Genomic DNA, 22336 nt, shown 5'->3' on the forward strand with positions numbered 1-22336 from the left:
ATACTTCGGCCGCACGGCAAAGAACTCGAAAGACTCCTTGACGAGCGTCGCGCATTATTTGTTTGGCTGTAACGTCAGTGGAAGGCTTCGCAGACCGTTGACCACGATCAAATCCAGCCGCTCCGGAATTCCCGCGGACCGGACCGAGCCGACCTGTGCGCAGAGCTCCCGGAAGATGGTCCGCATCTCGAGCCGCACCAGCCGGCTGCCCACGCAAAAATGCGGTCCGGCTCCCAGCGCGAGATGCCGGTTAGGAGAGCGCTGGAGGTCGAACACGTCCGGATCGCCGAATTGCCGGTGATCGCGGTTCGCCGACGGCAGCCAGCACACCACCAGATCGCCTTCGCGGATCTGCTGATCGCCGACCCTGGTGTCGGCGACCGCCTTTCGCATCATATGCGTCGCGCTTGAGGTCCACCGCAGGATCTCGTCGACAGCAGTGCTTTCCACCGCGTCGAAACGCCGGCGCAGCAGCTCCCATTGCTCCGGGTGCTCCAGGAGGGCGAGCATTCCGCTCGCTGTGGCGAGCCGGACGTTTTCCGTTCCGCCGACCAGCAGGTTGTCGCAATTGAGCACCACCTCGTCGAGTGACATCAGCTCGCCGTCGACCGCAAGCGAAGCGAGCGCGCTGACCAGGTCGTCTCCCGGTTTCTCCCGGCGCTCCGCCGCTAGGTCCGCGAAATAGCCGAGGATTTTCGCATGCGCGAGGCTGCGCTCTCTCGCGGTGCCGGCACAGAAGGCTTGATTGGTCCAGCCGGCCACCGCGGGCCGGTCCGCCTCGGGGAGGTCCAGGAAGGCACAGATCAAATCCACCGGCAACTGCGCGGCGACATCGGCGACGAAGTCGATCGTGCCCGCTTCGACCGCCTTCTGCACAATGCGGTGAGCAGCGACGTCCAGCTCGGCTTGCAAGGTATTCAGATGCCGCGGGGCGAACCAGGCCGCGACCGCTTCCCGGATCACCGCATGCCTCGGCGGATCAGACAGCGCGAAAGTGCGATTGCCGCCGGGATCGGCTCCCTGCGCCGAAGGCCGCAGTACGATCCCCGAGGAGGAACGGAAGTGCTCCGGGTCGCGCAGGACCGCCTTGACGTCGTCGTACCGGGTCACCGACCAGAATCCCGGAAACGCCGCCGGTTCGTGCCAGGCCACCGGCTCGTACTCGCGCATCCACTGCCACAGCGAGAACGGCAGGCCGTCGAGATAGGTGGCGCCGTCGACCAGATTGTCCATGTCTTCGGCCAAAACTTCGCCTCTCCGACGACGGCGGCAGGTGCACCGGGGCCGATCTCCCGGCTAGCCGCGGATGTGTTCGGCTTCGGCGGCGCGCAAAAGGCCCGCGCACCGCGAAAACGGAGCGACTCGCGCGGACGCTCAGCGCGAGGCGTAAAGGGTATAGATGGCGATGCCGTCCGGCAGGTCGTCGGCGAGCACGGCCGTGACAGTGAAACCTCGCTCGCCGAGCAGCGCCTCGGCGGCGGCCAGCGCCCCGCCGGTGTCCTGGATCTCGGCGACCACCTGCCGGATCCGGGCCCAGTCGCCTTCGTCCAGTCCGCGCAGCACGTCCACCTCGGCGCCTTCGGCGTCGACCTTCAGCAGGTCGATCGGGCGCGTCGGCTCGACCTCGGCGAGGACGTCGGACAGCCGCCTGATCTCGACCGGAACCGTCTCGCTCCGGAACGCTCCGGTCGTGGTCACCTCCTGGAAAACCCGTTCGCCGACCAGATCGAGCAGCGGGCCTTCCTTGAGTTCCCGGTACCGCGTGGAATTGCCGGGCAGCTGCGGGTAGAACGTGAAGTCCACCCCCGCCTCCGCGCGCTCGCCCAGCCCGGACGGGAACACCCGGACCCGGTCGGCTCCGTGCAGTTCCAGGTTGGCGCGCAGGGCCGCCACGAGCGCCGGATGCGGTTCGAAGGCCAGCACGTCGACCTCGGCCGCCTCCTTGCTCGCGAACAAGGAGAACAGTCCCACATTCGCGCCGACGTCCACCACCAGCGCGCGGTCCGGGATGTCGATCCCCTCCCGAAGATAGCTTCGCCGGGTGAACACCTCGTCGTAGATGAAGTTGATCTCGGCGTACTTGCCTGCCGGATCGACGGTCGCGTAGCACGCGAAGCCGTCGACCAGGTCCAGTTTCACCGCAGCCATTTCCACCACCGCTGACCTCCCCTCGGACAATGGCAGCCTATAGTCGACGATAAACGTGTCAAGCAGGTCAAGAACAGCCTAAATATGCGGCGCGAGAAATGTTAACTCCCTGCTTAAACAGATTGACGGCCCGGCGGCGGCGAACCGATCATTCGGCGTGGAGCGGCAGTTCCGCCCGCTCGCGCACCGAGGGGGAACTCGTCATGGCGTTCGGTCCGGCACTCGACCGCGACACTCTCGACCGCGAATACTCGCCCAGCTCGCGCATTCCTGACATCGGCGTCTATCTCGACGAGTACGCCGTGCGCAGCAGGCAGGTCCGCGCCTATTTCCCCCGGCGCCACTGCCTCCGCTACGGTCCCCGTCCCGAGCAGCTGCTGGACTACTTTCCGCCGACCGGCGAGGGCGCCCCGCTGCACGTCTATATCCACGGCGGGTACTGGCAGCAGCTCGACAAGAACGACTCGCACTTCCCCGCGCCAGGTTTCCTGCGGGCGGGCGCGGGTTTCGCCGCGCTGGGCTACGGCCTCGCCCCGCGCTACTCGCTGGACGAGATCGTGACCATGGTCAGGGAGGGCCTGCTCTGGCTGCTCCGCACGGCGGGCAGACTGCCGGGACGGCCGGGCGCGATCCATCTCAGCGGCAGCTCCGCCGGCGCTCACCTGATCGCGATGGCCCTGCTGACGGGCTGGCTGCCGGACGGACTGCACCCCGCGGACGTCTTCACCAGCGCGACCCTGCTCAGCGGCGTCTACCTGCTCGACCCGCTGCGCGGGACCTACATCAACGACGCTGTCGGCCTCGACGCCGAGGCGGCCGACCGGAACAGCCCGATCGCGCTGCTGCCGGAGCGCCTGCCGCCGCTCGTGGTCGCGCGTGGCGACAACGAGACCGACGCCTTCGCCTGGCAGCACGACGAGTTCGTGGCCGCCGCACGCCCGAGGGCAGCGTCGCTGACCGACTTCGTGGCGCGGGAGCGCAACCACTTCGACCTGCCGCTCGACCTGAGCACCCCGGGAACCCAGCTCGGGGACGCGGTGCTGGGGCGGACGGTTGGCGCTCAGCCCAGCCCAGTGCGCACGAAATCCTTGCCGGCCAGCTGACCGTCCCGGAAACACAACCGGTACAACGACTCCGGCGCGGGCACGATCGCGGCCCCGGTCAGGTAATAGCGGCAGGACGCCGCGGCGGGCTGAGGCACCTCGTCAGTGAGCTCAGGTGCGCTCAATTCGAAGGCTGGCAACGACTTCTCCACCTGTTCGCTGGTCTCGCCGATGCTCAGCCGGTCGAAGTCGGCGCGCGAGAGCACGGTGTTGAACACCCAGACCGCGTAGACGCCGAGCACCAGCATCGTCGCGGCCGCGCTGATGCCCACGGGGAGCGCGATCCCCTTCACCAGCCGCCAGCGGATGCGCCGCTGGGCGCGTGCCATTCCGCGCGCCGTCGGCGACCCGGCTTCGCCCGCCGCGCCCGCCGACGTCCGCACAGCGATCCCCTCGCCGTGCGGAAGCCGTGCAGTGACCCGGAATCCGCCGTCGTGCGGTTCGGCGGCGAATTCGCCGCCCGCGAGCCGCACCCGCTCCTCCAAGCCGATCAGTCCTCGCCGCCCCCGCACCGCGGAGATCGGCGGGCTGCCCGGAGCGGGGCCGTTGGTCACGGTCACTTCCGTCTGATCAGCGTGGTAAACCAGCTTGACCAGCACCTGCGCGCCGGGCACGTGCTTGGTCACGTTGGTCAGGGACTCCTGCACGACCCGGTAGGCGGCCCGGTCGGCGAGCGGGGCCAGCTCGACCGGTTCGCCCTCGTGCTCCAGCCGGACGGCGAGACCGGATTCCCGGGTGCGCTCGACCAGTTCGGCGACGCTCTCGTGCACCGGCTCGGCCGGCGCGGGCGCCAGATCGTGCCGCAGCACCCCGACCACCGCGCGCAGCTCCTTGGTCGCGTTGGTCACCGCGAGCCGCATGTCCCCGGCGAACTCGCGGCATCGCTCGTCCACCGCCGGGTCCACCTCGAAAACCCCGGCCCGCAAGGCGATCAGGCTCAGCGCGTGGCCGAGGGAGTCGTGCATGTCCTGCGCGATCCTGGCCCGCTCCCGCAGCCGTTCCTGCTCCGCGGTGATCTCCTGCTCGCGTTCCAGCTGACGTGCCCGCTCCCAGCCCGCGCTGATCAATCCGGCGTACAGCCTGCGGTACCGGCCGGCCAGCCACGGCAGCACGCCGAGGAACAGCAGCGCGGCGAGGAAGTAGAACCAGTAGAGCAGATTGCTCGCGATCCGCGGCAGCGAGCCGCCGCTGAGCACTCCCGCCGCCACCGCGACCAGCAGCCCGGCCAGCACGCTGAACGAGAAGCCGAGCAGCGGCCCGCGGACGGCATCGACCGTGCGGCCGATGCGGTAGCTCACCACGACCAGCGCGACGACGTAGGACAGCAGGAACGGCGGGCTGATGCTCAGGTTCGAGACCTGCGTCAGCGCGACCGCTCCCACGAGCAGCCAGGAGACCAGCGGCACCGCTCTGGCGAGCGCGCCCGCGACGGCGAGCGCGCCGACCCCGGCGAGCAGGGACAGCCACGGCACGCCCCGCTCCCCCTGCAGCGTGCGCTCGGCCAGCACCAGCAGGATCAGCCCGGCCCACATGCCCAGTTCCCGGTACGTCCTGTCGGTGGCGAGCGCGCGTAATCTCGCGACGCGGGCGGCGGCGATCTTCACAAGGTCCATAATAGTTGCGGCGGCGCCGCGGACAACGGCGGTCCGCTAGCATGGCCGCGGAACATGAGGAGGCACAAGCATGATCCGAGTGGTGCTCGCCGACGACGAGGCCATGGTGCGCACTGGGGTCTGCGGGATCCTGACCACCGATCCGGAGATCGAAGTGGTCGCCGAGGCGGGCAACGGGCTGGAGGCGATCGAACTGGTCGCCCGGCACCGGCCCGACGTGGCCGTCCTCGACATCCGGATGCCCAAATTCGACGGTTTCGCCGCGGCGGAACGGATCTGCGCCACCGAGTCGAACCGGACCGCGGTCATCATGCTCACGACGTTCTCCGAAAGCACTTACATCGCCAAGGCTTTGCGGGCCGGGGCCAGCGGGTTCCTGGTGAAGTCCGGCGACCCGCGCGAGCTGATCGCCGGGGTGCGGGCCGTCGCCGACGGCGCCGCCTACTTCTCGCCGCACGCGGCCACGACCGTGATCGGCTCGTTCAACGACGACCGGACCGCCCGCGGCGACGCGGCCAGGCAACGGATCGAAGCGCTGTCCGAGCGGGAACTCCAGGTGCTCGCGCTGGTCGGCGCGGGCCGCTCCAATCAGGAAATCGGGCGCGAGCTCTACCTCGTCGAGGGCACGGTGAAGAGCTACGTCAGCACGATCCTCAACCGGCTCGACGTCCGCAACCGCGTGCAGGCCGCGATCATCGCCTATGAGGCCGGAGTGGTCGAGAAACTGAGCTAGCGTCCCGAGGCGGCTTCGTCCTTGCCGGAGAAGACGAGGTCGCGGAGCCGGTCCAGCCGCCGGCGGTCCACTGTGGACAGCAAGGTGCGGACCCGGTCGGCGTGCGTGCCGCCGAGGCACGGGACGGGGATCACGACCGCATAGCCGCCCGCGCCGGGCCGGAAGGTGAGCGCACTGGTCAGGGGAAGTTCGGCGGTCACCGGGATCTTGGCGTCCATCTCGTCCCACGCCCGCACCAGATCGCGATCGGTACGGCCGGCGGGAAGCGACATCGACCCGGACGAGTACATGTCCAGCAGCCACTTCCGCATGTCCTCGTGGAAAAACCGGCGCAGCTCGGCGCGAACGGGCGCGGAGCGCGCTTCGGCCAGTACTCGCTCGGCGGCTTCTTCGCTGGGCACGGTGCCCAGCACGAGGTCCGCGAAGCCCTCTTCGGCCGTGCGCTGCCTGCTTTTCGGGTCGAACCTGGTGACCACGGTGATTTCGCCGGTCACGGTCAGCCGCTCGCCCGCTTCGGCCAGCCGCAGCCAGAGATCCCAGTCCTCCATGGCGATGCGCTCGGTCGCCCAGCCGCCCGCGGCCTCGGCGATGCCCCGCACGTGGCCGATCCGCGACGGCTCGTACATCGGCAGCATCAGCTGCAGATCGGGATGCCACACGGTGCCGAACAGACTGGGGCTGTTCAGTTCCCTGCCGTCCCCGGCGACGTGCACGTTGCCGGTGCCCGCCCACCTGGCACCCCGCTCCAGCAGGCCGAGCAGCACTTCGAGGTGGTTCGGCCGCCAGCGGTCGTCGTCGTCGAGATAGGCCACGTACGGAGCGGTCGCCAACTCCAGCGCCCGGTTGCGGGGTCCGCCGGGGTGCCCGCTGTGCGGCGCCGCGACGAAGCTGATCCTCGCGTCGTCGAACGACCGCACGACTTCCTCGGTGTCGTCGGTCGACCCGTCCGACACGATGATCAGGCGCCAGTCGCGCACACTCTGTTCGAGCACGCTCAGCACCGCGGCCTTGAGCAGCTCGGCCCTGTTGTAGGTCGGGCAGACCACGTCGATCCTGCTGGGCACGGCGGGCACCTCGTCTCGAACCGGTTTCGGCTCGAACGCTAGTGCCCGCCGGAGCGGGACACCACGTGGTTAACGGTCGGCTTAAAGCCTTGTCGGCTCCGCGCGGAGCCAGGTTGAATCGGCGCGGGGCTGACGATGTCATGGCCGGGCCGGCCGTTCTGCCACTTCTAGGGGGACTCACACAGCATGACGGAAAGCCGCGAAGAGTTCGATGTCGTAACGGAGCGGGGAAAGCCCGCCGTGATCCTGGCGAAGCCGGAGCGGGTCGGCGGTCCCGAAGCGTGGGTCGAGCGGCAGTGCGACCGGATCCGGTCCGTTGTGGCCGGCCACGGCGCCGTGGTCGTACGCGGGCTCGAATTGGTCGAGCTGCCCCGGATCGATTTGGCCAGCAGGCTGCTCAGCACGAGCGTCATGGTCGAGCGAGAAGGCTTCGCGCCGAGGGAACAGCGCAGACGCCACCTCTACTCCGGCACCAAATGGCCCTCGGACCAAGTGATGTGCATGCACCACGAGCTCAGCTACCTGCGCACCGCGCCGAGCCTGCTGATGTTCTCGTGTTTGACCGCGCCGGGCGAAGGCGGCGCCACGGCCGTCGCCGACGCCGCCGCGGTGCTCGGCGATCTGCCCGGCGACCTCGTGCGCCGGGTGGCAGGCGAAGGGTGGTGGCTGGACCGCAACTACCACGAGGAGATCGGCGTTCCCTGGGAAGCGGCCTTCGGCACCTCTGACCGCGCCGCGGTCGAAAAGTACTGCCGGGACAACGACATCGAGTTCGCTTGGACGGACGGCGGGCTGCGCACCAGCCAGCTCCGGCCCGGTGTGGTGACACATCCCGGCACCGGCGAGCGCTGCTGGTTCAACCAGCTGGCTTTCCTCAACGAGCACACCATGGAACCCGACGTCCGCGACTACCTGCTGGCGGCGTTCGGCCCGGCCGGGCTCCCGTTCACCACGAGGTTCGGCGACGGCGAACCTCTCGACCGGGCCACTGTGGACCTCGTCAACAAAGTCTACGGCGAGCACACCTCGCGCGAACCGTGGCAGCGCGGCGACCTGCGGCTGGTCGACAACATCCGGATGGCGCACAGCAGGGAGCCCTACCGCGGCGAACGGGACGTCGTGGCGGCCTTCGCCGACCCGTTCGAGCCCGCGGCGCTGCGCTGACCGTCCACCACACCCGACGAAGGAAGTCATGACCGCAGCGAAAACACCTTTCCGGGAAATCACCGAGGCGCAGTCGCTGCCCCGGCTGGTCCGGCTCGGTCCCAACCTCTACGGCGCCGTGTTCACGCTGATGAAGCTGGTGCCCGCCCGCTACATCCTCCGGTCCGCTTACGACCGGGGCGAAATCGGGCCGGACACGGTCATCGTCGAAACGACGTCCGGCACGTTCGGGCTGGCGCTGGCGATGCAGTCCGCGTTGCTGGAACGCGAACTGGTGCTGGTCAGCGATCCGGTGATCGACCGGAACCTGTACCGCAGGCTCACCGATCTCGGGGCCGAGGTCGAAATCGTCGACCAGCCCGCCGCCGAAGGGGGCCATCAGGGCGCGCGGCTGCGGCGGCTCGCCGAGATCCGCGCGGAGCGGCCCGACACGTTCTGCCCCGAGCAGTACACCAACCCGGACAACCCGAAGTCCTATCAGGTCGTGGCCGAGCACCTGCGGGATTCGCTCGGCGAGATCGACTGCGTGATCGGGCCGGTCGGCTCCGGAGGTTCGTTGTGCGGCACGGTGTCCGCGCTGCGTTCGGGGTCGCCGTTGACCGCCGCGGTCGCGGTGGACACCCATCGCAGTGTCCTTTTCGGACACGAGGACGGGGTCCGCCCGTTGCGCGGGCTCGGCAACAGTCTCTGGCCCGCGAACCTGGACCACCGGATCTTCGACGAGGTGCACTGGTGCTCGGCGGGCCAGGCGTACGCGGCCACCCGCGAGCTGCACCGCAGGCATGCCCTGTTCCAGGGGCCGACGAGCGGCGCCGCCTACGTCGCGGCGCGCTGGTGGGCGGCCAAGAACCCGGACGCCCTGTGCGTGGTGATGATGCCCGACGAGGGCTACCGCTACCAGGAGACCGTCTACGACGACCAGTGGCTGGCCGGTCAGGGTCTCACGGCCGTGCTGCCGGCCGCCGAGCCGGTCGAGGTGTCCGAACCGCGCGCGGCCGACGGCGACTGGAACCGGTTCCGCTGGGCGAGGCGGGAGTACTCGGAGGTTCTCGGGACGGCGCCCTCGGCGGGGCGGCAGTGACCGACACCGGACGGCTGAAGGCAGGACTCGGTCGCCGGACGGGGTCGCTTGTCTTCGGCACGTCCCGTCAGCACGACATCGCTCCCGAGCTCGAACTGAGCACGACCGTCGACCTCGCGCACGTGGTGATGCTGGCCAGGCAGGGCCTGCTCGACGGACCCGCCGCGGCCGAGCTGCTGCGGCTGATCACGCGGCTGCGCGAGGGGAACTTCGCCGAAGTGGCCGGCCGGCCCGCCCCGCGCGGGCTCTACTTGATGTACGAGGACTTCCTGGTCGCCGAACTCGGTGCGCGGACGGGCGGGATGCTGCACACAGGCAGGTCCCGCAACGACCTCAAGGCCGCCTGCACCGCGCTGCGGCTGGGCCGCTGGGTGCGCGAGGCGGGCGAGCAGGCCGTGCGGCTGCAGGCCGTTCTGCTCAACCGGGCCAGGACGTTCCGGGACACCGTGATGCCGGTGCACACGCACTTCCAGCCCGCCATGCCGATCACCTACGGCTACTACCTCGCCGGGATCGCCCAGCTGCTCGGCCGTGACCTCGCCGCGCTGCGGCAGGCCGCGGACGGGCTCGACCGGTGCCCGATGGGCGCGGGCGCGGTCGCGGGCACCGACCTGCCGATCGATCCGGCGGCGGTCGCCCGGCTGCTCGGGTTCGCCCGGCCCGCCCGGCACGCGCTCGACGCGGTCGCCAGCCGGGACGTCCCGCTGCGGGTGCTGGGCGCGGTCGCCGGGCTGGGCGTGACGTTGAGCAGGCTCGCCACCGACCTGCAACTGTGGTCGTCGGCCGAGTTCGGGTTCGTGACGTTCCCCGAGCGGCTGGTCGGCGGAAGCTCCGCGATGCCGCAAAAGCGCAACGCGTTCCTGCTCGAACACCTCAAGGCGAAGGCGGGGCACGCGATCGGCGCGTGGACCGCGGCCGCCAGCACGATGAAGTCGACCCCGTTCACCAACTCCATCGAAACCGGCACCGAGGCGGTCGCCGCGATCTGGCCCGGCCTGGACGCGGTGGCCGAGGGCGTGCTGCTGGCGCAAGTGGTCGCGAGCGGGGCCCGTCCGATGCCCGACCGGATGCGGGCCTCGGCGGAGCGCGGATTCGTCACCGCCACGGCACTGGCCAACGATCTCGTCCGGGCGGGAGTGCCGTTCCGGGCCGCGCATCATCTCGTGGGCGCCGCGGTCCGCGCCGCGCTCGAACGCGGCGGCTCGGCCGTCGAGGCGGCGGACCTGCCGCAGGACCATCGCGCCGCGATGTCCGGCCGGTCCTACGACGTCGCCGCGGCCGCCGAAGCGGCGTCCTTCGGTGGCGGGCCCGGCGCGTTCGACGAGGTGTTCGCCGAAGCGTGCCGAGATTGGTCCGAGCACCGCAGCTGGCTCGCCGCGGCGCGCACGGCCCAGCAAACGGCCCGCGAGGAACTCGACATGGCTGTCGCCGCGATGATGAACGGGGAGACCGCGAAATGAGCACCCGGCGAGAACAATGGTTCGCCTTGGTGGAGAGCAACACCACCGGGTCCGGCCGGGAATTCTGCCGGGCCGCCCGCGCCCGCGGGCTGCGCCCGGTCGTGCTCGCGGCCGACCCCGCCCGTTATCCCTACCTGGCCGAAGACGGCATCGACGTGCTGGTGCTCGACACGGCCGATCCCGACGCCGTCGCCGACCGCTGCCACGACCTCGCCGCGCAGGGACTGGCCGGGGTGAGCTCCAGCTCGGAGTATTTCGTGCCGGTCGCCGCCCGAGTGGCGGCGAAGCTCGGCCTGCCGTGCCCCGACGCCGACGCGATCGCGCGGTGCCGGAACAAGGACCGCCAGCGCGAGGTGCTGGCCGGCGCGGGTGTCGGCCAGCCAGAGTTCCGGATCGCGACTTCCGTCGCCGAAGCCGTGCGGGCGGCAGGCGAGCTGGGCCTGCCCGCGGTAGTGAAACCCACCGCGGGCTCCGGCTCGGTCGGGGTGCGGCTGTGCGCGACGAGCACGGAGGTGGCCAGCCACGCCGAGCAGCTGCTCGGCACGACGGTCAACGAGCGAGGACTGCCCGCCGAGGCGCGAATCCTCGTCGAATCCTTCGCCGACGGCCCCGAGTTCTCGGTGGAGTCCCTCGACGGCGAGGCGGTCGCGGTGGTGGCCAAGCATCTCGGCCCCGCACCGCATTTCGTGGAGACCGGGCACGACTTTCCGGCCCCCGTCCCCGAGGCCGACCGGCGCGTGCTGGCCGCGACCACCCGCGCGGCGCTGGCCGCGCTGGGCCTCGGCTGGGGCGCCGCGCACACCGAACTGCGGCTGACCGCCGCGGGTCCGGCGGTGATCGAGGTCAACCCGCGGCTGGCGGGCGGCATGATCCCCGCGATGATCCGGGCCGCCACGGGACTGGACCTGGTGGACGCGGTGGTCGCGGCCGCGACAGGGCAGGACCGGCCCGCGCCCGCGGGCGGGCCCGGCTCCGGCTGCGTGCGGTTCGTCCTGCCCGCCGGACAGGGTGTGCTGCGCGGCGTGCACGGGCTCGACGCGGCCCGCTCACGGCCCGGGATCGCGATCGCCGAGCCGTCCGCCGTACCCGGCGCCCCGGTCCGGCCGTCCGGCTCGTTCCGGGACCGGGTCGCCTACGTGGTCGCTGCGAACCGGACCCTGCTGGACGCGGTGGCAGCGGCCGAATCCGCCGTCGCGGACCTCACCGTCACCCTCGGCTGAGACCGCGCGGAAGCTCGTCCGTGAAGGGAACCCTGAGGGAGTCTGATTCCCTCACGGACCACGCCGCAAAGGCCGCCAAGCCGGCCCTCGCGCGAGGGTATGTACTGACAGGTGTCTGCCTCGGGCACGCGCGGCCCGCGATGCTCGTGGCATGATGAAAAAGAGCGTTCCGATCACCGTCTTCGCCCGTACCGCGGCCAGCCCAGCCCACACCTACCGGGTCATCGCGCCGATCGACCTCCCCCGGGTGTTCAAGCCGTGGGGACCGTTCCCCGGCGTCGCGGAGGTGCGCGGCCAGACCGGCAGCTGGGACCGGCCGGGGACCTCGCGCCAGACCTGGTTCACCGACGGCTCCAGGGCCGACGAGCGGCTCACCGAGACGGTGGACGGGCACGGGTTCGCCTACGAGCTCAGCGGCTTCACCAACGTGCTGGCCAAGCTGGTCTCCGGGGTGCGCGGCGAGTGGTCGTTCCTCCCCGAGATCGGCGACGCTGCGGGCGAACAGCACCGAGAACATCGTGATGGGCAGCGAGCGGAACCGGGCGAGCACCCCGTTGTCCATGTCCTTGATCAGCCCCATGCCCGCCACCTGCGCGGCGCCGAGACCGGTGTTGAGCAGGATCGCGGGCATCAGATAGTCGACGTAGGCCACCCCCTGCGGGAACAGCGCCGGGTTGGCCATGCTGCCGAAGACCTCGCTCAGCACGAGCAGCATCAGCAGCGGCTGCAGCATGCCGAGGATCATCAGCCGGGGCTCGGCCGCCATCGCCCGCAGCGAGCGCCCGGTGAGGACGGCGAGCTGGACCCGCACGCTGCTGCCGCGCCAGCTTCGGTGCCGCGTGGCGGCGGTCGTGTCGAGGGTGGTCATGCGGTCGCTCCCGCCGTGCTCGCCGCTGCCGGGGTTTCCCCCGCGAGGTTCAGGTACACGTCATTGAGGGTCGGTTCGGTGACGGTGGCCTCGACCACGTCGATAGCGACTTCGTCGAGCGCGCGGACCACAGTGGACAGTCGAGCCGATCCGGTCACCGGGACGCTGAGCGCGTAGTCCTTCTCGTCGGCCGCGGGCGTGAACCCGCTGCGGCGCAGCGCGTCGCTCGCCACCGCGAGGTCGGCGTCCGCGGGCAGCGTGATCCGGAGCGCCTTCTCCCCCACCTGCGCCTTGAGCTCGGCCGCCGTCCCGGCTCCCACCACTTTTCCTTGGGAGAGAACGGTGATCCGGTCGGCGAGCCGGTCGGCCTCGTCGAGGTACTGGGTGGTCAGCAGCACCGCGGCGCCGTCCCGGACCAGCCGCTCCACGTGTTCCCACAGCGCGGTCCGGCTCGTCGGGTCGAGCCCGGTCGTCGGCTCGTCGAGGAAGATCACGTCCGGCCTGCCGACGAGGCTCGCCGCCAGGTCCAGCCTTCTGCGCATGCCGCCGGAGTAGGTCTTCGCCGTCCGGTCGGCGGCGTGCGCGAGGTCGAACATCTCGAGCAGTTCGTCCGTGCGCTGCCGCGCCTCGGCCTTGCTCGCGCCGAGCAGCCTGGCGATCAGCCGGATGTTCTCCCGGCCGGACAGCTGCTGGTCGACCGAGGCGTACTGCCCGGTCAGCCCGATGCGCCTGCGCACCTCGCGGCCCTGCGTGCAGACGTCGTAGCCCGCGATGCTCGCCGCTCCGCTGGTCAGCGGGAGCAGCGTGGCCAGGATGTGCACCAGGGTCGTCTTGCCCGCGCCGTTGTGCCCGAGCAGCCCCAGCACCGCACCTCTCGGCACGGCGAGGCTGACGTTGTCGAGGGCGCGTACCCGCCCGAACGTTCTCGTGACCTCGACGGCCTCCACGACCACGTCGCCCATGAAGTCCCCTCGTCCTTTCTCCGCGCAGGTTCCCCGCCCGAGAAAGGCAGTCGCCGAAATGGCTGGAAAAATCCCCGAATCTTCCCGAAGGCTACCCATTTCCAGCGTCCTGCGCAATGCCCGCACCCGGACCTGACTATCCATAAAGGACAGTTTTGCCACAGCATTAAACCGCTCCGCCAGGGCTTGACCGCCCTTCTTCCGACTGACTAGCTTCACGATCAAATGGGCTTGACTATGTTCAGGGCTTGACGGTGCGTCCCCGAAGGAATTGGCGAACGTCATTCGGCATGGCACTTCGCATTTCTTTCGCAGCGGCCGCACCGCCCGACTGGGGAGACGAAGTGGCAGAGAATGAGCAGGCGTGCACACCCGTGCCTTCGTGGCTGCCCGCCGGGGCGGCGGCCGAGCCGGGACGAGCCCAGGTCATGATCGCGGTCCCCGGGCGGCTCGCCGGCGGAATCGAGCGGTTCACCGCGGAGGCGGGAACGGCTCCGGGCGCTGTTCTGCTCGCGGTGCATCTGAAGGTGCTCGGCGTGCTGACCGGCGAGCCGCAGTTGTGCACGGCACTGCGCGCGGACGGCGGGCCGCCGGCCCAGGTGACCGTGGAGCTGCCGGAGGGCTCCTGGGCCGAACTGGTCGCTTTCGCGGCCGAGACCTACCGGCGGACGCTGGCCGAGCGTGCCCGGCTCGAAGCCCGTTCGGCCAGGTCCGGCACCACGCACGGGGCGGTGCTGGATCTTTCGTCGTTCGGCGCTCCCGCCCAGCCGGGCGACGGAGACGCCGCCTTGTGGATCGCTTACGAGGGCGAGGCGGGCGAACTCCGGCTGCGGATCGGCTACGACAGCGGGCACCTCGACGCGAGCTACGCCGACCGGGTCGCGGGCTACCACCTGCGCGCCCTCGCCGCGCTGCTCGACGAGCCTTCGGCCGACCACCGGGCCGCCGTGCTGCTGTCCGAGCCGGAACTGCACACCCAGCTCGAGGAACTGGCAGGCAAGCGCGAACCGCTGCCGGACGAGATGTTCGTGCGGCAGTTCGAGGCGCAGGTCCGAGCCAGGCCGGACGCCGAGGCCGCCGCGCACCGCGACCTGCGGCTGACCTACCGCGAACTCAACGACCGGGCCAACCAGATCGCGCACGAGCTGCTCCGCCGGGGGCTCGCCGCCGAGGAAGTGGTCGCGGTCGTGATGGAGCGCGACCTGGACTGGCTGGCGGCGATGCTCGGCGTGCTGAAGGCAGGCGGCGTCTACCTGCCCACCAAGCCGGAATTCCCGGCGGAGCGCATCGGCACGCAGCTCGACCAGAGCCGCTGCCGTTTCCTGATCAGCGCGGAGCACGGCACGGAGAACATCGAGGCGGCGCTGGCCGCCCGGCCGGACGGGCCCGTCGCGCTCACCGTCTCGGCCGTCTACGCCGCAGGCAGGCCCACGACCGATCCTGGCGTCGCGATCGCCGCGGAAAGCCTGGCCTACATCTACTTCACCTCCGGTTCCACCGGCAAGCCGAAGGGCGCGATGTGCGAGCACGGGGGCATGCTCAACCATCTCCACATGAAGGTCGACGACCTGGGGCTGGCCGAGGGCGACCTCGTCGCGCAGACCGCGTCACAGTGCTTCGACATCTCGTTGTGGCAGCTGGCGGCCCCGTTGCTGGTCGGCGGCCGGGTCCGGATCATCGACACTGACGTGCTGCTGGACGTGCCGAGTTTCCTCGACGAAATCGTCACCGCCGGCGTCGGCGTGCTGCAGCTCGTACCCTCCTATTTTGAGATCGTGCTGTCCCACTTGGAACAGCACCACCGCGCGCTGGGCGCGGTCCGCGTCATTTCGATCACCGGCGAGGCGCTGAAGCTGGAGCTGGTACAGCGGTGGTTCGCCGTGCAGCCGGAGATCGCGCTCGTCAACGCCTACGGCGCAACCGAGGTTTCCGACGACACGATGCACGAGGTGCTGACCGAAGCGCCGCGACGCGACTTCGTCTCGGTGGGCCGCGCCCTGCGGAATGTCCGCGTCTACGTGCTGGACGAGCGGCTGCGGCTCGTGCCGCTCGGTTCGCCGGGCGAGATCGCCTTCGCCGGGATCAGCGTCGGCCGCGGTTATGTCAACGACGCCGAGCGGACCGCCCAGGCGTTCGGCGAGGACCCGTACTTCCCCGGCGAACGGCTCTACCGCACCGGCGACTTCGGCCGCTGGCTGCCCGAGGGCAGGGTCGAGTTCCTCGGCCGGAAGGACCATCAGGTGAAGATCCGGGGCTTCCGGATCGAGATCGGCGAGATCGAGAACCGGATGCTCGCGATGCCCGGCGTGCGCGACGCGGCCGTGGTGATCGACCGGGAGCACGGCGGCCGCAACCTCGTCGGCTTCTTCGGCGGCCCGGCGGATCTCGGCGGCGACGCGGTGCGCGAGTTCCTCGGCAAATCTCTGCCGGACTACATGGTGCCGACCTATGTGCACCGCCTGGACAAGCTGCCGCTGACCGAGAACGGCAAGGTCGACCGGAAAACACTGACCCACCTCGCCGGCACGCTCGGACACGGGGAGGCCTCCTACGCCGCGCCGGACACCGCGACCGAGCGGCTGCTGGCGACGTCGTGGGCCGAGGTGCTGACCGTTCCGCTGGAGCGAGTCGGCCGGGACGCCGACTTTTTCGCGCTCGGCGGCACTTCGCTGGCCGCGGTGCGCCTGGTGGTGGCGCTGGACCGGCTCGTCTCGTTGAAAGACCTCGTGCGCACCCCGGTGCTGAAGGATCTGGCCGCGGCCATCGACGCGGCCGATGCCGGGTCCGAGCCCGCCGGTTCCGGCTTGCTCCAGCAACTGTCCGGGACAGTGGACGGCGCGACCGCGACGCTCGTGTGTTTCCCCTACGCGGGCGGGAACGCGGTCAACTTCCAGCAGCTGGCCAAAGAGCTGGAGCAGGACGGGATCGCGGTGTACGGCGTCGAACTGCCCGGCCACGATCTCGCCGTCGGCGACGATCTCACCGACGTCGAGGACATCGCCCGGCGGGTGCACAGCGAACTGGGCCGCGCGACGAGCGGCCCGCTGCTGATCTGGGGACACTGCGCGGGAGCCGCGCACGCGCTGGCACTGACCAGGCTGCTCGAACGCGACGGCACTCCGCCGCACCGAGTGTTCTTCGGAGCCATGCTGCTCGACGACCTGGCCGGTCTGCGGGCGGAGAACGCGGAGCTCGACGGGGTGGACAACCGGGCGATCACCGCGCGCCTGCTGCGCGAAAGCGCTTATGTGGAACTGGACGAGCTCAAGCCGGAGAGGGCGGAGCTGGTGGGCGCGGCCTACCGGCACGACGTGCTCTCCACCAACAGCTATCTCGCCGGGGTGGCCGCCGCGGGCGGCGCCTACCTGCCGGTGGACCCCGGCTACCCGGCCGACCGGATCGAGTTCATGCTGGCGGACGCCAAGCCGGTGCTGGTGCTCGACCGGCTGCCGGACACCGCGGGCCGCCCGGACACCGTCCCGGTCACCGCGACCGGGCCCGGCAACGCCGCCTACGTCATCTACACCTCCGGCTCGACCGGGCGGCCCAAGGGCGTCGTGGTGGCCCAGCAGAGCGTGGCGGACCTGCTCGCCTGGGCACACCGCGAGTTCGGGCCGGTGCACGTCATCGCGTCCACCTCGCTGAACTTCGACGTGTCGGTCTTCGAGCTGTTCGCCCCGTTGACCTGCGGCGGCAGCATCCGCGTCGTCCGGGACGCGCTCGCCGTCGGCGAGCTGCCCGGTCTGCCGGCGGGCTGCCTGGTCAGCGGCGTGCCCAGCGCGCTGGCGCCGGTGATCGACTCGGCGGCGCTGGACGGCGCCGGCACCGTCGTGCTCGCCGGGGAGGCCTTCCCGCCTGCCCTGTTCGACCAGCTCCGCGCGACCGCGCCGACGGCGCGGATCGCCAACATCTACGGCCCCACCGAAGCCACTGTGTACGCGACCGCGTGGTCGGGAGACACGGTGTCCGAGGCCGTGCCGATCGGCGTGCCGGTGGAGAACACGCGTGCCCTCGTCCTCGATCGGAGCCTGCGCCCCGTTCCGGCCGGGACGCTCGGCGAGCTGTATCTCGGCGGGACCGGCGTGGCCCGCGGCTACCACGACCGGCCGGGGCTGACCGCCTCCCGCTTCGTGGCCGACCCGTGGGGCCGTCCCGGTGACCGGCTGTACCGCACCGGAGACCTCGTACGGGCCACCGAATCCGGCGACCTGGTGTATGCGGGCCGGGCCGACGGCCAGGTGAAGCTGCGGGGTTTCCGGATCGAACTGGGCGAGGTCGAAACGGCGCTGTCCCGGGTGTCCGGGCTGGCCTCGGTGGCGGTGCTGCTGCGCGAGGACCAGCCCGGCTCTCCCCGGCTTGTCGCGTACCTGGCGACCGGGGACGCCGCGGCGCCGGATGCCGAGGTGCTGCGGGAGCAGCTAGCCGGCGAGCTGCCGGACTACATGGTGCCCGCGGCGTTCGTGCCGCTGCCGGTGCTGCCGGTGACGCCGAACGGCAAGCTCGACCGCGACGCCCTGCCCGCGCCCTCCTTCGAGCTGGCCCGAGCGGGCCGCCGCCCGCGCGACGCCCGCGAAGAGGTCCTTTGTGGACTGTTCGCCGAGGTGCTCGGCGTCGGCGGGGTCGGCATCGACGACGACTTCTTCGCCCTCGGCGGGCATTCGCTGCTCGCCACCAAGCTGGTCAGCCGCGTCCGCTCGGTGCTGGGCGCGCAGCTCGGGCTGCGCCAGTTGTTCTCCACTCCGACAGTCGCGGCGCTGTCGGAGATCCTCGACGGCGACGGGCCGGTCCGGCCCGCGGTCGTCCGAGCCAAGCGGCCGGACCGGCTGCCGCTGTCGTTCGCGCAGCGACGGCTGTGGTTCCTCGCCCGGTTGGAGGGCGCCAGCCCGGTCTACAACATGCCGGTCGTGCTGCGTCTGTCCGGAAAGCTGAACGTGGACGCGCTGAGCGCGGCGGTCGCCGACCTCGTCGCGCGCCACGAGGTACTGCGCACCGTGTTCGGCGAGGGCGAGCAGGACGCGTTCCAGCGAGTGCTGCCCGCGACGGAGACTCCGCCGGTGCGGGTCGCCCGGATCGACGCGAACGAGGCGGCCGCCGCCGTGGACGAGATCGTCCACGAACCGTTCGACCTGACCGAACCTCCGTTGCGGGTCGCCGTGCTCGAAATCGGGCCGGAGGAGCACGTCCTCGTCCTGGTCTTGCACCACATCGCGGGCGACGGGTGGTCGCTGCCGCTGCTCTCGGGCGACCTGCTGACCGCCTACCAGGCCCGCGACCGCGGCACCGCGCCCGGCTGGACGCCGTTGCCGGTGCAGTACGCCGACTATGCCTTGTGGCAGCGGGACTTTCTCGGCAACGAGGACGACCCGGCGAGCGTCGTCGCCGGTCAGCTCGGTTTCTGGCGGGACGCGCTCGCCGACGCCCCGGAGGAGCTTCGGCTTCCGGCGGACCGGCCCCGGCCCCCGGTCGCCTCGCACCGCGGGGGCTCGGTGCGCTTCGAAGTGCCTCCCGAGGTGCACCGCAAGGTGCTCGACGTGGCGCGGCGATACCGGGCCAGCGCGTTCATGGTCGTGCAGGCGGCGGTCTCGGCGCTGCTGTCCCGGCTCGGCGCCGGGCCGGACATCGTCATGGGCACTCCCGTCGCGGGCCGCTCCGACGAAGCGCTGGACCGGGTGGTCGGCTTCTTCGTCAACACCCTCATGCTGCGCACGGACACCTCCGGCGACCCCGCGTTCGCCGAACTGGTCGGCCGGGTGCGGGACTGGGACCTCGCGGCGTTCGACCATCCGGACGTGCCGTTCGAGCGGCTGGTGGAGGCGCTCAACCCGGAGCGCTCGCTGGCCAGGCACCCGCTGTTCCAGGTGATGTTCTCCTGGGACAACAACGATCACGGCGCGCTCGCCACGGGCCCGGCCGGGCTCGCGGTCACCCCCGAACTCCCGGGCAAGCAGATCGCCAAGTTCGACCTGATGCTGTCCTTCGCCGAGCGCTACGCCGAGACCGGCCTGCCCGGCGGGATCAGCGGGTCCGCCGAGTTCGCCGCGGACCTGTTCGACCGCGGCACGGTGCAGGTCATGATGTCGCGGCTGGTCCGGCTGCTCGACGCGCTCGTCTCCGCGCCCGCCCGCCGGATCGGCGCGGCTCCCCTGCTCGACGAGTCCGAGCGCGGGCCGCTGGCCGAATGGTCGGGGCTCCCCCGGCCGCTGCCCGGCCGCACGCTGTCCGACCTGCTCAGGGACCAGGTCGCGCGGACCCCGGACGTCGTCGCCGTGGCGGACACCGGGCTGACCTACCGCGAACTGGACCTCGCCGCCAGACGGCTGGCAGGCACGCTGCTCGCCGCCGGGGCCGAGCCGGACGCCGTCGTCGCGGTGCTCGCACCGCGCTCGGCGGAGCTGGTCGTCGCACTGGCCGGCACGGTGCACGCGGGCCTGGCCTACCTCCCGCTCGACCCGGACCTGCCCGCCGAACGCATCGAGCTGATGCTCGCCGACGCCGAGCCCGCCGTCGTGCTTGTCGCCCCCGGTCACGAAAGGCTGCTGCCCGAGGAGACCGACGCGATCAGGCTCGACCTCGCCGCGTTCGGCGAGCCGGCCGCCGCCCTCTCCGGGCGAGTACGACCGGCGCAGCTGGCGTACCTGCTTTATACCTCCGGCTCGACCGGGCAGCCGAAGGCCGTCGCGATGCCCGGCGGAGCGATGGTCAACCTCATCGAGGGCCAGCGGGCGCAGCTGCCCGCCGAGCCGGGCACCCGGACCGCGCTGGCCACTGCCGTCGGATTCGACGTTTCGGTGCAGGAAATGCTGCTGGCACTGGCCACCGGCCGGACCCTCGTCGTCTGCCCGGAGGAGGTGCGCACGGACCCGGACCGGATGGCAGGCTGGCTGGCCGAACAGGAGATCGTGGAGCTGTTCGCCCCGAACCTGGTGATCGAGGCCGTCGCCGAAGCCGCGCTCGCCCGCGGTGCGGAACTGCCTGCGCTGCGCCGGATCGTGCAGGCGGGCGAGGCGCTCGTGCCACGCGCCGCGCTGCGTTCGCTGTACCGCACGGGGCCGGACCGGGACCTGGTCAACCAGTACGGACCGACCGAGAGCCACGTCGTCACCAGCGCCGCCGTCGCAGGCGATCCGGACCGGTGGCCCGCCGCACCGCCGATCGGCAGGCCCGTGCCGGGCGCCGGCGCGCACGTGCTCGACGCGTCGCTGCGGCCCGTCCCGCCCGGCGTGCCCGGAGAGCTGTACCTCTCCGGCGCCGCGCTGGCCCGCGGCTACCACCGCAGGCCAGGGCTGACCGCGGAGCGGTTCGTCGCCGCGACCGGCGGGGTGCCGGGTTCGCGGATGTACCGCACCGGCGACCTGGCCCGCTGGCGTGCCGACGGGCTGCTGGAGTACGTCGGCCGGTCCGATGCCCAGGTCAAGATCCGCGGCGTCCGGGTGGAACCGGGCGAGGCGGAGGCCGTGCTGGCCGAGCACCCGCAGCTCGCGCGGGCGGCAGTGGTGCCGAAGCGCGCGGCGGGAGGGGAACTGTGGCTCGTCGCCTACGTCGTGCCGGCTTTGGCCGCGCCGGACGCGGGAGTCCTGCGCAAGTATCTCGCCGAACGGGTGCCCGGCTATCTCGTGCCCTCGGCGTTCGTGGTGCTGGAAGCGCTGCCGCTGACCCCCAACGGCAAGCTCGACCGGCGTGCCCTGCCCGAGCCCGAGAGCGCGGGCGGCGGCGCTGCCGCGGGCACCCCGCTCGAGGGGACCCTCTGCGGGCTGTTCGCCGAGATCCTCGAAGTGCCGGAGCCCGGGATCGACGACGACTTCTTCGCGCTGGGCGGCCATTCCTTCCGTGCCACCAAGCTGGTCGCCGGGATCAAGTCCAGGGTCGGCGTCGAACTGTCGGTGCGCAGCCTGTTCGAAGCACCCACGGTGCGGCTGCTCGCCGAGGAGGTCCGGCGTGGCGGCGAGCGCCGCTCGGCGGGCTCGTACGACGCCCTGCTTCCGTTGCGCGGAACCGGAAACGAGCCGCCGCTGTTCTGCGTCCATCCGGGCGCGGGGCTGAGCTGGTGTTACGCCGGGCTGATGACGCACTTGCCGCGGACAGTGCCCGTCTACGGGCTGCAGGCCCGCGGGCTGGACCGGGCCGACCCGCTCGCGGCGAGCGTGCCCGAAATGGCCGCCGGCTACGTCGCCGAGCTGAGGCGGATCCAGCCGGAAGGGCCCTATCGGCTGCTCGGGTGGTCGTTCGGCGGACTCGTGGCCCACGAGGCCGCCCGCCTGCTCCAGGACAGCGGTCAGGAGGTGTCCCTGCTGGCGCTGGTGGACGCCTTCCCTCCGCAGCAGGGGCTCGATCCCGGGGACCTGGACGAGCACTCCCTCGTCGCGGGCAACCTGCGGGCGGCGGGTTTCGAGGTCGACGACCGCGAACTGGCCGCGGACCCCGATGCCGTGCTCGCCCGGTTCGTCCGTCATCTGGCCGAGACCGGCCAGGCCATGGGCGGCGTGGGCGAGGACCGCGTCGGCGGGCTCAAGGACGTCTACGTCAACAACGTTCGCCTGATGCGGGGCTACCGGCCGGGGGTGCTGGACAGCGGAGCCGTGCTGTTCACCGCGGCGCGAGTCCCGGCGAAGCTGGCCGGCGTGCTCGGGCCGCACTCCTGGGCGCCCTACCTGCGAGGCGAGGTGCGCACGCACGAGATCGACGCGGAGCACGAACAGCTGCTCACCGAGTCCGCGCCCACCGGCCGGATCGGACGTCTGCTCGCCGGCTACCTGGAAGGTCGTGACCAGGGCTTTATAACGAAAGTCAGGTGAGGACCTGACGAAGGATGCGGCGGCCGTTGCCGATCGATCGCAGCGCCGGACCCGTTCGGTTACCTACCGTGGTGATCATGAAAGCCAGGCAGCGCGGCGAACACCGCGAGCCGAACGGGGAAGGACAG

The 22336-nt window shown here is 71.2% G+C and carries 13 protein-coding genes; 7 read left to right on the forward strand and 6 right to left on the reverse strand.

From position 1 onward, the window contains the following. Nucleotides 1–54: 54 nt before the first annotated feature. Nucleotides 55–1245 carry a cytochrome P450 gene (locus ABD793_RS31160; RefSeq protein ID WP_344866495.1) on the reverse strand — a complete coding sequence of 397 codons (1191 nt, stop codon included), beginning with the start codon at nt 1243–1245 and terminating at the stop codon, nt 55–57. A 129-nt stretch (nt 1246–1374) separates the two neighbouring features. Next, the gene (locus tag ABD793_RS31165; RefSeq protein WP_344866497.1) at nt 1375–2148 is read right to left on the reverse strand and encodes an FkbM family methyltransferase; all 774 of its coding nucleotides are present in this window, start codon (nt 2146–2148) and stop codon (nt 1375–1377) included. Between the two features lie 203 nt (nt 2149–2351). Here ABD793_RS31165 and ABD793_RS31170 point away from each other — a divergent pair, with 203 nt between their 5' ends. Next, nucleotides 2352–3251 carry an alpha/beta hydrolase gene (locus ABD793_RS31170; RefSeq protein WP_344866499.1) on the forward strand — a complete coding sequence of 300 codons (900 nt, stop codon included), beginning with the start codon at nt 2352–2354 and terminating at the stop codon, nt 3249–3251. Here ABD793_RS31170 and ABD793_RS31175 read toward each other — a convergent pair. Beyond that, nucleotides 3209–4855: a sensor histidine kinase gene (locus ABD793_RS31175; RefSeq protein ID WP_344866501.1), complete on the reverse strand. Its 1647-nt coding sequence runs from the start codon at nt 4853–4855 to the stop codon at nt 3209–3211. The two genes, ABD793_RS31170 and ABD793_RS31175, sit on opposite strands and share 43 nt — an antisense overlap. A gap of 79 nt (nt 4856–4934) precedes the next feature. On the opposite strand from ABD793_RS31175, the gene ABD793_RS31180 reads away from it, so the two are divergent. Then, entirely contained in the window at nt 4935–5597 is a 663-nt protein-coding gene (locus ABD793_RS31180) for a response regulator (protein ID WP_344866503.1), read from the forward strand. On the opposite strand, the gene ABD793_RS31185 is transcribed toward ABD793_RS31180, so the two are convergent. Further along, a complete protein-coding gene (locus ABD793_RS31185) occupies nt 5594–6661 on the reverse strand; it encodes a glycosyltransferase family 2 protein (protein ID WP_344866505.1) in 1068 nt (355 codons plus the stop codon). The two genes, ABD793_RS31180 and ABD793_RS31185, sit on opposite strands and share 4 nt — an antisense overlap. Nucleotides 6662–6847: 186 nt before the next feature. On the opposite strand from ABD793_RS31185, the gene ABD793_RS31190 reads away from it, so the two are divergent. Genes ABD793_RS31190 through ABD793_RS31205 form a run of 4 tightly spaced genes read left to right on the forward strand, consistent with a single transcriptional unit; the run spans nt 6848 to nt 11586 of the window. Then, complete coding sequence (locus ABD793_RS31190) at nt 6848–7825, forward strand: TauD/TfdA family dioxygenase (protein WP_344866507.1); 978 nt, start codon at nt 6848–6850, stop codon at nt 7823–7825. Nucleotides 7826–7853: 28 nt separating this feature from the next. After that, entirely contained in the window at nt 7854–8906 is a 1053-nt protein-coding gene (locus ABD793_RS31195) for a cysteine synthase family protein (RefSeq protein ID WP_184778458.1), read from the forward strand. Next, nucleotides 8903–10366 (forward strand): argininosuccinate lyase, encoded by a 1464-nt coding sequence (gene argH, locus ABD793_RS31200; protein ID WP_344866511.1) that lies wholly within the window; start codon nt 8903–8905, stop codon nt 10364–10366. The genes ABD793_RS31195 and argH overlap by 4 nt, the downstream gene beginning before the upstream one ends. Next, a complete protein-coding gene (locus ABD793_RS31205) occupies nt 10363–11586 on the forward strand; it encodes an ATP-grasp domain-containing protein (RefSeq protein ID WP_344866513.1) in 1224 nt (407 codons plus the stop codon). Before argH ends, ABD793_RS31205 begins: the two co-directional genes overlap by 4 nt. On the opposite strand, the gene ABD793_RS31210 is transcribed toward ABD793_RS31205, so the two are convergent. Together ABD793_RS31210 and ABD793_RS31215 are read right to left on the reverse strand one after the other, a co-directional pair. Continuing rightward, nucleotides 11573–12454: an ABC transporter permease gene (locus tag ABD793_RS31210; protein WP_344866515.1), complete on the reverse strand. Its 882-nt coding sequence runs from the start codon at nt 12452–12454 to the stop codon at nt 11573–11575. The genes ABD793_RS31205 and ABD793_RS31210 overlap by 14 nt on opposite strands. Then, complete coding sequence (locus ABD793_RS31215) at nt 12451–13416, reverse strand: ATP-binding cassette domain-containing protein (protein WP_344866517.1); 966 nt, start codon at nt 13414–13416, stop codon at nt 12451–12453. The genes ABD793_RS31210 and ABD793_RS31215 overlap by 4 nt, the downstream gene beginning before the upstream one ends. Before the next feature lie 344 nt (nt 13417–13760). Between ABD793_RS31215 and ABD793_RS31220 the strand changes: the two genes are divergently transcribed. After that, entirely contained in the window at nt 13761–22208 is an 8448-nt protein-coding gene (locus ABD793_RS31220) for an amino acid adenylation domain-containing protein (RefSeq protein WP_344866519.1), read from the forward strand. Nucleotides 22209–22336 lie beyond the last annotated feature (128 nt).

The organism is Amycolatopsis ultiminotia (genome assembly GCF_039536925.1).
In the GTDB taxonomy this organism is placed as follows: domain Bacteria; phylum Actinomycetota; class Actinomycetes; order Mycobacteriales; family Pseudonocardiaceae; genus Amycolatopsis; species Amycolatopsis ultiminotia.